Origin of the sequence: Barnesiella sp. An22, assembly GCF_002159975.1 — a bacterium.
GTDB lineage: Bacteria > Bacteroidota > Bacteroidia > Bacteroidales > Barnesiellaceae > Barnesiella > Barnesiella merdigallinarum.
The window spans coordinates 36,729-48,558 of sequence record NZ_NFJR01000017.1 but is presented as its reverse complement, the minus strand read 5'-3'; the positions used below and the strand labels follow the sequence as shown (position 1 = coordinate 48,558).

The following is an 11,830-nucleotide window of genomic DNA, read 5'->3' as shown; positions in this document are numbered from 1 at the left end:
CGGGTGAAGAGCGAACTCATCACTCGCGAGGGGCTCTCCGAAGCCTGCTTCACCACAAGCAACCACACCTCCGGCGGCGACTATGTAACGGTGCGAATCGCCATCCCCGCCCAGACATCCGAGGCCGGGCCGGAGCAACAGGCCGAGGCCGAGAAGCGTGCCGAACAGGCCCGGCTGGAGGCTGAACAACAACGGCTGGAGGCCGAGCAACAACGGGCCGAAGCTGAAGCACAGCGAGCCGAAGCCGAGCAGGCCCGACAAGCCGCCGAGCAGGCCCGCCAAGAAGCCGAACGGCAACGGGCCGAAGCCGAAGCACAGCGGGCCGAGGCCGGGCACCCGGAGCACGACCCCTACCACCTCGCCCTGCGGGCCAACCTGCTGCGCTGGGCTACCCTCACCCCCGACCTGGGTATCGAATGGCGCATCGCTCCCGCCTGGGGCCTGATGGTCAACGGCTCGTGGACCTCGTGGACCTGGGACAACAACGCCCGCCGCTATGCCCTCTGGGAGGTCTCGCCCGAGCTCCGCTGGTATCTGGGCAAGCAGAAGCGCGGCTACCTGGGCCTCCTCTACAAAGTCGGGCAGTTCAACTACAAGCTCTGCGGCACCGGCCGCCAGGGCGACCTCATGGGTGGCGGCATCACCGGCGGCTACCAGCTGCGGCTCAACCGGGCCCTGTCGCTCGACTTCAACCTCGGCTTGGGCTACCTCAATGCCGACTATGAGAAATACATCACCATCGACGGCGTACGGGTGCGTCGCGGCAACGAGACAAAGGAGTGGTGGGGCCCCATCAATGCCGGTGTCACGCTGGTTTGGAAAATCTTTTAACCGTGGAGGAATCGAATATGAAAGCAAGACACTATATAAATATGATGGGAATGGCAGCCGCCGTGCTGCTCTCTTCCTGCGTGAAGGACACGCTTTATGACACGCCGCATCCCGACTACGGGAAGATTGCGGTGACAGCCGACTGGTCGGCCCGCGGTGAGGGCATCGACATACCTGCCACATGGACGGTCAACATGGGCGACTATACGGGTACGGAGACTTCCGCCACCCATGCCCCCGACCATCTGTTTGCTCCGGGCAGCTACACCCTTGCGGTGTGGAACCCGGCTGAAGGAATCACGGTAAGCGGCACCACCGCCACCGTTGCCGCAGCCACGGGAAACCGGGCAGGCACGGATGCCTTTGTGAACAATGCTCCGGGATGGTTCTTCACCTATACGGAACAGGTGAGCATCGAGAAAGACAAGGACTATCCGCTGACCGCCGCGATGAAGCAGCAGGTGCGCGAGCTGACGCTTGTCGTCGAGCCGACGGGTGATGCCGCCGGACGCATCACGGAGATTATTGCCCATCTGACGGGTGCAGCCGGAACACTCGACTTCGCAACCGATACCTACGGAGCCGCTTCGAGCGTCGTACTGCCCTTCACCAAGATAACCGAAGGTGATGATGCCGGCAAGTGGAAAGCCACGGTGCGGCTGCTGGGTGTGACCGGCACGGAACAGTTGCTGACGGGCGAAATCCGCTATGCTGACGGCAACCCGACCCCCACCACGTTGAAAAGCGACCTTACGGAAGCTCTCAAGGAGTTCAACACCGGAAAGGGCGAATCGCTGACCCTCGGCGGAACGCTGGTTGAGACTCCCGAAGGCATGGAAGTGGACGGAGCCGGAATTACCGGCTGGGAAGAAGTGAAAGGTGATGATGTAAATGCCGATTTGTAACTAATAAAATGACAGATATAATGAAGACAAGATTTTTTGCACTTGCGGCGCTCGCCCTCGCACTGGCAGCCTGCAATAACGACAACGAGATTCTGAACAATGACGGTCCCGTGGCCGCCCGGTTTATCGCCGACATCGCCCCTGCCACCCGTGCCAGCGGAACCACATGGACTGGCGGAGACCGCATCGGCGTCACCGACATCGGTAACGATACCCGGTACGGCAACGTGCCTTTCATCCTGAAGAACGGGAAATTTGAGGCAGAAGAAAAGGTCATCTATATCGAAGATGTAAAGACCCATACTTTCCGCGCCTACTATCCGTACAACGCAGCGGGAGGCACCCTCGCAGCCACGACCGATGCCACGGCGCAGCAGAACCAGCCTGCCATCGACTTCCTCTTTGCCTCGGGAGCCACGGGAGACAAAAACAGCCCGGTGGTGAGCTTCACCGACAAAACCGACAAAGGCGGTGCAGACAACTCCTTCCACCACCGCATGAGCCGGATAACCCTTACCTTCGAGGCGGGCGACGGCGTGGATTTCAGTATGATCAAGCCTGAACGTTACACGCTGGACGGATTGATACTCACCGGTACGTTCAACACAGCCGACGGTATTGCCACCGCAGACGACGGGGCACAGACCGGAGAACTGACCATGAATCTGGCCGACGGCAACCTCACGTCATCGGTCATCCTCTTCCCGCAGACAGCTGCATCCCTGCCGTTGACTGTGAATTACAGAAGTCAGAATTATCATGCCACGCTCACCGTGCCCGAAGGCGCACTGCAGGCGGGAAACAACTATACCTATACCGTCAAGGTACGCAACAAAGGCCTTGAAGTCAGCGAAGCCACCATTGCAAAGTGGAACGATGTAGATGGCGGAGAAGTGGGTGCTGACCTGTAAGACATTACTAATTAAGAATGAAGAATTATGAGACATAGATTATTTATCCCCGCAGCCACCGCGCTGCTGCTCGGCCTTGCCGCCTGCACACAGGACGAACTGGCGGAAGGCATGCTGCCCGAAGGCGAATATCCCGTAGTCATCCGTGCCACCGGATTGTCCGTAGAGGCAACGCCGCAGGCAGCCCCATCCACCCGTGCCACCGTGGACGGCGACTGGCAGGGCGTACAGACCGTAGCCCTCAGCGTGGGCGGCACGGTGAAGGAATACGATGTGACGGCATCCGATGCAGACGACTACCGCTCCGCCACCCTGAGCAGCGACACCGACCCCTTCTGGTGGACAAGCCGTGAGGACATCACCGTATCGGCATGGTGGCCTATCGACAAGGCTGACATCACACGGATGCCTGCCGTGAAGGTGGCCGAAGACCAAAGCAAGTTGGCAGACTTCCAGAACAGCGACTTCATCTCTGCTGAAAACCAGACGGTAAAATTTGACGACCCGAAACTCACCTTTACCCACCGCACGGCACGCGTGGCAATCGAACTGAAGCCCGGCACAGGATTCACGAGCGTGGACGGTGCCACAGTGAGCCTCGTGAGCCTGTCCACCGATAACGGCAACCCGACCGCCATCCAGACCTACCACGCAAGCGGCAACAGCTACGAGGCACTGACCGCCCCGCAGACCGTTGCGAAAGGCGAGCCGTTCATCCGCGTGGAACTTGGCGGCGGCAACTTCTACTTCCGCCCGCAGAACGACGTCGTGCTGGAGGCGGGCAACCGCTATACCTACACCGTCAAGGTGAACGCCACCGGCCTGACGCTGGAGGGCTGCACCATCGGCGGCTGGGAACCCGGCCAAGGCGAGAGCGGCGCAGCCGAGGATTTGGGCTACATCTACGACAACACCACCAAGACCTACACGGTCTATAACGCAGACGGCCTGCTGGCATGGAACGAAGCCGCGCAGAGCGACCTCAGCATCAACTGCACCCTCACAGCCGACATCGACCTGACTGACGAGACATGGACACCGATAGGCAGTGGGTTCGGTCCTGATAACGGTTATCAAGGCACCTTCGACGGGCAGGGACACAGCATCACAGGACTGACCATCACCACAAACACAACAGACGGCGAGCATGCCGCATTGTTTGACGGTATCGGGAGTGACGGAACGGTGAAGAACCTGCAAGTAGAGGTGAACTACACTGTGCAGCAAAACGGTGCGGCCGGCGGCATAGCATATGCCAACTACGGTACCATTACCGCCTGCTCCGTAAAGGGAGATATTACTGCAAATAGCGGTGCTGTCGGTGGCATTGCTGTTAGTAACCTCGACACCGGCATCATCACTGCCTGTTGGTATAACGGACAGTTGAAGGAGCGCAATATAGGAGGCATAGTCAGTAACAATAATAACACCGTCACCGCTTGCTACTGGGGCGGCAATGCCGGACAAGGAGTAAATAATAATATGGGAGGAACGGTAGATGCCACGAAGGTGGAGGGTACGACCACTTGGCAGGAAGCTGTCGAGGGCATGAACCCCGCCCTCACCGGCAACGACTACCAGTGGGTACTCGGTACCGACGACCTGCCCGTACTGCAAAAGAAACAATAACGAACCCTAAACAACACGCATCATGAAACGAACAACCATCCATATATCCGCAGCCCTCGCCCTGCTGCTCGGCCTTGCCGCCTGCACGCAGGACGAAGCGGGCTTCCTGCCGGAAGGGGCGGAAGGCACACCCATCGTCTTCACCGCCACGGGGCTGAACCCCGCGGCGACAGCCACCGCCGGTACCCGTGCCCCGGTGGACGGCGACTGGGAGGGCGTGCAGAGCGTGGCAGTCAGGATGGACGGCACGGTGAAGGCGTACGACGTGACGCCCACCACCGCCGACAACACCGGCGCCACGCTGACCTCCACCGACCCGCACTACTGGACTAACCACGATGACATCACCGTCACGGCGTGGTGGCCCTACACCGAGGGCGAGACCACCCCGCCTGCCGTGGTGGTAAGAGCCGACCAAAGTTCGCCGACTGACTTCGAGGGAAGCGACTTTATTTCCGCCGAGAACCAGCCGGTGAGCTACGGCAACCCCACGCTCCGCTTCACCCACCGCACGGCGCGGGTGACCGTCGTCCTGACGGACTACACCGAGGGGCTGGCGTCCGTCAAGCTGACCGGCCTCTCCACCGAGAACGGCAACCCGGCCGTAATCGCCCCATATGACAAGGGCGGCGACACCTACACCGCCCTCGTCGCCCCGCAAAGTGTGGCAACGGGCACGGCCTTCATCACCTGCGCCTTCACCAACGGCAAGGTCTTCGTCTATAAGATGAAGGAGGCTACCGACTGGCAGGCGGGCGAGGAATATACCTACACCGTCTCCCTCGCTGCGGCAAAAGACCCGGGATACACCGTATCTGAGGACGGTAAGACCTACGAGGTCTACAACGCCGAGGGACTGAAGAACATCGCCAAGCTGGTGAACGACGGAAATACCGGCATCGACATCACCCTGACCGGCAACATCGACCTGAAGGGCATCGACTGGACACCGATAGGCAAAGATGATAACAAAGCATACACCGGCACTTTCGACGGCAATGGCAAGACCATCACGGGGCTGACCGTTACGGGAAGTTATAAATATGCAGGCCTGTTCGGAGATATCGACGAGAACGGCACGGTGAAGAACGTGGTGCTGGAGGGCGTACAGATAACAAGCGACAACAGTTCGGGCTATGCCGGCGGCGTGGCAGGAGATAGCTGGGGTACCATTGAAAACTGCTCGGTGTCGGGCAGCGTCAGCGGCACAACGTTCGCAGGTGGCGTGGTGGGCTCTCAATGGGGCGGTTCCATCACCGGGTGCAACTCCTCGGCCACAGTGAAGGGCGTGATCTTTGCCGGCGGCATAGCGGGAGAAACGAATAGTGGGGCCTCCCTGACCGGCTGCTACGCCACGGATGACGTGACCGTTGAAAACGACGGTACGAACAACTCCCATGCCGGCGGCGTGGTGGGATACAACGGAGGTGGCACCCTGACCGCCTGCTATGCCACGGGCAACGTGATCGGCACAGGCACCGGAACCGACCCTATCTATGTAGGCGGCGTAACGGGAACCAACGTTTTTGGCACCCTGACCGCCTGCTACCATGCCAAAAGGAATATCAACGGTCCGAACGGAACCACAGGCGGCGTAACTGGACGGAACTACAAGGACTCCATGCTTGGTGGCGGTATCATCTCCGCCTGCTACTGGGGAAGCAATCCCGACACAGGCATCGGCTACAATGAGGGAGGCAGCACCACCATCGAAACCACCAAAGTGACGGACGATGACTGGTCAGACGCCGTTGCACAGATGAACACCGCCTTGCAGAGTGCAGGTTCAGAGTGGCGTTACGAACTCACCGGAGCATTGCCTACCTTAAAGAAACAGTGAACCGTCGGGCGTCGTGTCACCCCGCACCCGATGCGGGGTCCAGTGGCGTGAGTCACCCCGCACCACGATGCGGGGTCCAGTGGCGTGAGTCACCCCGCACAGCGATGCGGGGTCCAGAGAGGAAAGGCGAGGCATTCATTTGCCGGTATTCCTGGATTCCGCATCAAGTGCGGAATGACCGAGAGGGTATTTCTGGATTCCGCGTCACACCGGGTCACCCCGCACTCGATGCGGGGTCCAGTGGCGTGAGTCACCCCGCACAGCGATGCGGGGTCCAGAGAGGAAAGGCGAGGCATTCATTTGCCGGTATTCCTGGATACCGCATCAAGTGCGGTATGACGAGGTGACGGGGTCCAGTGTGTGAGTCACCCCGCACCCGATGCGGGGTCCAGTGGCGGGTATTTCCTGGATACCGCGTCGTAGCGCGGTATGACGTGAAGCACCGCGTCGTAGCGCGGTATGACGTGAAGCACCGCGTCGTAGCACGGTATGACGTGGAGCACCGCATCAAGTGCGGTATGACGTGAAGCACCGCAGTATGACGAGGGAGTGCGGAATGACGGGACGGCGGTATTCAACCGATAAAAAAAGGTATCCCCTCACGACAGAGAGAATACCTTATATCTATCTTAGAAAAAACTCTATTTTACTTGAACCGCAGTTCGCCGAAGTATTCGGGGCGATGGAAATCGGGTTTCTCGACCGGAATGGGCGACCAACTGAGGTAGTGCGGCAGCGACGAGCCGTCGGCACATTTGTAGAAGTTGGCAGCCACGGCCTCGGGCAGATGTTCGCCGTCGAGACCCACGAGGTCGAAAGGAATAGCCACGAGCAGCTCCCACGAGAAGAGCCCCTCCATCTCGCGGAAAGGCTTGTTACCTGCCGACGCGTAGCGTTTGATACGGGCCATCTTCTCGGGCGAGAAGTGCTCGGCGTCGGAGCGGCTGGTGCGACGGGCGGCCAGAGCCGTGCCGATGCAGTTGAATTCGAAGTTGTAATAGTATTTTTCGCCGGGAATCTGCACGAAAAACTCTACGCAGCTATCTTGCCACACCGGCGAGTTGTCGGTGCTGTTGACAGCCAGCAGGTAGTTGCCCCGCACGAAATAGTCGATATAGAGATACTCCTTGTCGCGGGCAATCGTAAACGATACAATAGGTTTATAGGGAAATTCATTGGGCCAATCGACACAGTCGATAGCCTGCCGCACACCCTGAGTCTCGAGCACCTCGGAGACTTGTGCCAACGGTTTGTCGCTCAACCCGGCGACAAAAGGTACTTCAATAACTTTTTTCATGATGTTTATCTTAATGCAATATATAATCTTTTATCCCCCACACAAATCCGAAAACAGACATGACGATGATGATGATACCGATAGCGCGGTTGATAAACCAGATGCTGCGCACATTGAACCGCGAACGCACTTTGTTGATGATATACGTGATGAAAAACCACCAGCCCACCGCCCCGACGAGTATCGAAAGATACCCTACAACGTGATGCCACAGTTGCGACTCGGGCAGGAAAAAGTTGAAACGGGCAAACAGACCTATATACAGGAACAGAATAAGCGGATTGGAGAAGGTGAGCAGGAAGGCGGTAATGAAATCTTGCGTATAGGAATTGATCGACGAGTTGGCTTTGCGGATATTCTTCGCCGGGTTCTGCCGGTAGAGATAGAGGCCGAAGCCCACCAGCACCAGGCTGCCCAGAATCTGCAATACATTCTGATTGGCTTCGATAAAATCGATAACAATCGACATACCCAACCCTGTGAGCAGGGCATATATCAGGTCGGACAACGCGGCTCCCAGCCCCGTAACGAATCCCGACCAACGCCCCTTGTTGAGCGTGCGCTGGATACACAATATCCCTATCGGCCCCATAGGTGCCGATACCAATATGCCGATGGCCAATCCTCGAATAATCGTATAGAGCGCTAAATTCATACAGTCTAAAAAAACTATCCTATCCCGCCGGGAAAAATCCGGCAAGGGAATGCAAAGATAGTACAAGCCGGGGGGAGAAACAAATTTATTTTACCCTTACACAACAGGAACTACCGTTGCTTCTCGGACAAATATACAAGATTATGTTAGAAAATTACCATTTGTTTTATCGATTTTTATCTGAGAAGTGCAGGATTTCCTCTACCTTTGACTTTCGAAAGCAACATTATCATTTTTTAATGGCTTCGCAGCATGAACAACCTGCTTGTGATACTCGAAAACCTGCTTACCGATTAGAGCTTATGAACGACAAAAAAGAGAAACGTCCACGCCTCGCCCGCTACATCGCCATAGGTATGCTGCTGGGCCTTTCCCTCGGGGCGGTCATGAAGAATATCCCGGCCGGCATGGGCATAGGCCTTGCCCTGGGCATGATGTTTTACCAACTCTCCTCCAAGCCCGACCAGGGGAAGGAGGACAAAAGGAAAAATAACGACTTGACCGATTAAAGTCATTCCCCTCTTTTTGCGAGGATATTCCAGAGATTTTATGTAAATCTGTATAAAGGAATATACCTCTTTGAAATCAAGAGAGTTAGAAGAATTACCTCGTTTTCGGGTAATGAGTTGGCAACCGTCCTAATTGCCGTGGTCTGCATCGCTTTGCTTGTTTGGGAAACTCTTACGGTACAAAGGTATGAAAAATATTCAGACTGAAAGGATCATTCCAAAAATTATTTTAGTCAGAATATTGAGCATTCATCCTTATGCAGTCTTGGTTGGAAGCAATTAACGAACAAGGAAGCCACGGTAAAGGCAACTCCTACTCCTACCACGCCTGCCCATCCGTAATGTTGCCAAAACAGACCTGAAACGAACGTACCAGCAGAACCGCCCAGAAAGTAGATGGTCATATAAACGGTATTGACACGGTTGATGGCGGATGCGTCAAGGGAGACCACGCTGGTCTGATTGGACAGATGGATGCATTGCATTCCTGCATCAATCAACAGGATAGCGACTATCATCCACACATAGCTGGCATTCCCCCAAAATGCCAAGAACCATGCAGCCAATACCACACATCCTCCGACAATAGAGAAGAACCTTGCGCCATACTTTTGGATATAGCCGCTGATGAAAACCACCGTGGATGCACCTGCCAATCCGCACAAACCGAGCGCGCCGATAATATCGTCACTCGCAAAGAAAGGCTCTTGCTTCATCCGGAAAGCAAGGCAACTCCACAACGCAAAGAACGAGCCATAAGCCAATGCCGCCCTCAACGAAGCGATACGCAAGTACGGGTATTTGGCAAGCAGACGCAACAAGGATTTCATCAGACCCGCATAATTTTCACGTGAACGAGCAGGCAGAACGGGAAGCATCTTGTAAATCATAAGAAAGCATCCGAGCATAAACACACAAGCCACAAAATAGACGGAACGCCATCCCCACATATCAGCCAGGAAACCACTTAACACCCGTGAGCCAAGAATGCCTATGAGCAGACAGGACTGTATAATCCCCACGTTGCGTACCTTGTGTGCTGGTGCTGAATGGAAAGACACCAACGGGATGAAGAACTGCGGCATAACCGAAGATGCTCCGGCAAGCAAGGATGCGCCCCACACCCAATAGATGTTAGGGGCAAGTGCTATGGCAAGCAATGCGCACGATGAAATGATATAATTGGTCAATATCAGCTGCTTTCGTGAAACCAGATCGCCAAGCGGAATGACAAACACAAGTCCGACTACATAACCTATCTGGGTCAATGTCGCAACCATGCTGGCAGAAAAGTCGCTTACCCCAAAATCCTTTGCCATGCTGCCCAACAAAGGCTGGTTGTAGTAGCAGTTGGCAACGGAAAGCCCGGTAGCGACTGCCATCAGAGCCAGCAGAGGTGCCGGAATGCCGTGGTTTTCTCTCAATTCATATTTCATCATTTATTCCTCCTTTCAGTATGACACAACTTTCAATCCAATCAAGGAGGCAATGAGCGTGAACAGGAAGAAAAGCCGTATGGGAGTGGCCGGCTCTTTGAAAACGAATATCCCAATCAAGACCGTGCCGACCGCTCCGATACCCGTCCAAATGGCGTATGCCGTGCCCAAAGGCAAAGTCTGCACAGCTTTGGCAAGCAAAGCCATACTCAACACGGTAGATGCCAAGAAACCGCTCCCCCACAAATAAAATTCAAGTCCTGATGCCGCTTTCGTTTTTCCCAAGCAGAATGTAAGGCTTACCTCAAACAATCCTGCCAAAAATAAAATTATCCAATTCATACCTATGATTTATTAAATTCGGGTGCAAAAGTAAGCAAGTAATTTCTAACCGTTTTTTACATTTGGTAAAAACGGATTTTGCATTTGACAAAAAACAGCCGTTAGCAGCTGTTTCTGTGCGCTATTTTATAATTTTGCACCATAACAAAATGACTTATGGATATAAAGGAAATCATCAACCTGAGATATGCCATGCCGGATGTGTCTTTGGACAAGTTACGGCAATGCCTGACGGAAGTCTCATACCCCAAAGGATTCCAAGTGTTGGAATATGGCAAGGTGGAAAAGGACATCTTTTTCATCAAAAAAGGCATTGTCCGCGCTTATACTCTGGTGGAGGGGAAAGAAATTACTTTTTGGGTCGGCAGGGAAGGGGCGACCATTGTTTCCATGAAAGGATATGTGAATGACGAGCCGGGGTATGAAACAATGGAGCTGATGGAAGATTCTGTCTTATATGTATTGGAAAGGAAAAAACTGAAAGAGTTATTCTTGGAGGATTTGCACATAGCCAATTGGGGGCGGCGTTATGCGGAAATGGAACTGCTTGCCGCCGAGGAACGGCTGATTTCCATGCTGTCTGCCGTCGCCTCGGAACGGTATCACGAGTTGTTGGAGAAAGATCCTGATTTGTTACAGCGGTTGCCGTTGGGAAGTATCGCCACTTATTTAGGCATCACGCAGGCAAGTTTGAGTAGGATTCGGGCACAAATAAAGTGACATTTCAATTAGCGGTTAGCAAGCGGTTTTGGTCTGCCCGAAACACAAACTTGCTACCCTCCCGTTGGTATTGTTTATAATCCCATGCCCTTGCCTCTCCTAAGCGGTTCAACCGTCCTTTTAACGGATGAGAACAGCCTGCCAAACTGCTCCTTGAACCACTCTCCAATCACTTGCCCGTTGATGGCAAGTGCAAGCTTGGACTTGTCTTTCGGGTCTTTCACCACTTGGAAGCCTGCTTCCTCGGTCGTGAACTTCCGCCTGTGCTCTTCCGAATAGAGCTCGCCCTCGTAGAACAGCGGTTTGCCGCTGATGAGCGTGGCAGTCTGCCTTTCGTTGAAGCCGACTTTAAGGCAGAGCTTCTCCATATACACCAACTCTTGGAACAGCGGAAACCACTTCTTGGCTTTTTGGATAATGGATTTCAGGAATGACACTTCCCTTTGGTGTGCCGCTTCCTTGTCCGCCATTTCCCTGCGGTACTTGGCTTGCAGTTCCACCAATTGGCGGCTGTGTTCCTCCTGCTGCCGCTCCATCTGCTTTTGCAATAATTCGATACTCTCGTCACGGGCGGCAACCTCGCCTTGCAAGGTTCGGTTGTCGGCTTCCAACTCTTTCAGTCTGCCGCTACCCAAAAGAGAACCTACTTTTGCCACGAGTGCCGCTTTCGCCTCGGTCTTGGCGGCTTCCAGCTTCTCCGACTTGATTTCTTTTTTGACTTCGTCAAGTTCCTGCTTTGCCTGTTGGCGTTCGCA

The 11,830-nt window shown here is 55.0% G+C and carries 12 protein-coding genes; 7 read left to right on the top strand and 5 right to left on the bottom strand.

Annotation, left to right across the window (positions count from 1 at the left end):
- The 5 genes from B5F38_RS12625 to B5F38_RS12605 form a co-directional block, all read left to right on the top strand.
- Nucleotides 1–831, top strand: an 831-nt coding sequence (locus tag B5F38_RS12625; protein WP_087409550.1) for a DUF3575 domain-containing protein, incomplete at its 5' end; no start/stop codon positions are given.
- 17 nt (nucleotides 832–848) lie between these two features.
- The gene (locus tag B5F38_RS12620; protein ID WP_087409551.1) at nucleotides 849–1,736 is read left to right on the top strand and encodes a FimB/Mfa2 family fimbrial subunit; all 888 of its coding nucleotides are present in this window, start codon (nucleotides 849–851) and stop codon (nucleotides 1,734–1,736) included.
- 20 nt (nucleotides 1,737–1,756) lie between these two features.
- On the top strand, nucleotides 1,757–2,647 hold the full coding sequence (locus tag B5F38_RS12615) for a fimbrillin family protein (protein ID WP_087409549.1): 891 nt from the start codon (nucleotides 1,757–1,759) through the stop codon (nucleotides 2,645–2,647).
- Between the two features lie 27 nt (nucleotides 2,648–2,674).
- Nucleotides 2,675–4,276: a fimbrillin family protein gene (locus B5F38_RS12610; RefSeq protein ID WP_087409546.1), complete on the top strand. Its 1,602-nt coding sequence runs from the start codon at nucleotides 2,675–2,677 to the stop codon at nucleotides 4,274–4,276.
- A gap of 22 nt (nucleotides 4,277–4,298) precedes the next feature.
- Complete coding sequence (locus tag B5F38_RS12605) at nucleotides 4,299–6,116, top strand: fimbrillin family protein (RefSeq protein ID WP_087409545.1); 1,818 nt, start codon at nucleotides 4,299–4,301, stop codon at nucleotides 6,114–6,116.
- A gap of 646 nt (nucleotides 6,117–6,762) precedes the next feature.
- Here the strand turns inward: B5F38_RS12605 and B5F38_RS12600 are convergent.
- Both B5F38_RS12600 and B5F38_RS12595 read right to left on the bottom strand, forming a co-directional pair.
- Nucleotides 6,763–7,413 carry a carbohydrate-binding family 9-like protein gene (locus tag B5F38_RS12600; protein ID WP_087409544.1) on the bottom strand — a complete coding sequence of 217 codons (651 nt, stop codon included), beginning with the start codon at nucleotides 7,411–7,413 and terminating at the stop codon, nucleotides 6,763–6,765.
- Between the two features lie 10 nt (nucleotides 7,414–7,423).
- Nucleotides 7,424–8,068 (bottom strand): LysE family transporter, encoded by a 645-nt coding sequence (locus B5F38_RS12595; protein WP_087409543.1) that lies wholly within the window; start codon nucleotides 8,066–8,068, stop codon nucleotides 7,424–7,426.
- A 302-nt stretch (nucleotides 8,069–8,370) separates the two neighbouring features.
- Here B5F38_RS12595 and B5F38_RS12590 point away from each other — a divergent pair, with 302 nt between their 5' ends.
- Complete coding sequence (locus tag B5F38_RS12590; protein WP_087409542.1) at nucleotides 8,371–8,577, top strand: hypothetical protein; 207 nt, start codon at nucleotides 8,371–8,373, stop codon at nucleotides 8,575–8,577.
- A gap of 233 nt (nucleotides 8,578–8,810) precedes the next feature.
- Here the strand turns inward: B5F38_RS12590 and B5F38_RS12585 are convergent, their stop codons facing one another.
- Together B5F38_RS12585 and B5F38_RS12580 are read right to left on the bottom strand one after the other, a co-directional pair.
- Nucleotides 8,811–10,013, bottom strand: a complete 1,203-nt coding sequence (locus B5F38_RS12585) for an MFS transporter (protein ID WP_087409548.1) — start codon at nucleotides 10,011–10,013, stop codon at nucleotides 8,811–8,813.
- A 15-nt stretch (nucleotides 10,014–10,028) separates the two neighbouring features.
- Nucleotides 10,029–10,355 carry a multidrug efflux SMR transporter gene (locus B5F38_RS12580; RefSeq protein WP_087409541.1) on the bottom strand — a complete coding sequence of 109 codons (327 nt, stop codon included), beginning with the start codon at nucleotides 10,353–10,355 and terminating at the stop codon, nucleotides 10,029–10,031.
- Between the two features lie 156 nt (nucleotides 10,356–10,511).
- On the opposite strand from B5F38_RS12580, the gene B5F38_RS12575 reads away from it, so the two are divergent.
- Entirely contained in the window at nucleotides 10,512–11,075 is a 564-nt protein-coding gene (locus B5F38_RS12575) for a Crp/Fnr family transcriptional regulator (RefSeq protein ID WP_087409540.1), read from the top strand.
- Between the two features lie 74 nt (nucleotides 11,076–11,149).
- Here B5F38_RS12575 and B5F38_RS12570 read toward each other — a convergent pair whose 3' ends face one another.
- The gene (locus tag B5F38_RS12570) at nucleotides 11,150–11,731 is read right to left on the bottom strand and encodes a mobilization protein (protein WP_241147866.1); all 582 of its coding nucleotides are present in this window, start codon (nucleotides 11,729–11,731) and stop codon (nucleotides 11,150–11,152) included.
- Nucleotides 11,732–11,830: the final 99 nt, after the last annotated feature.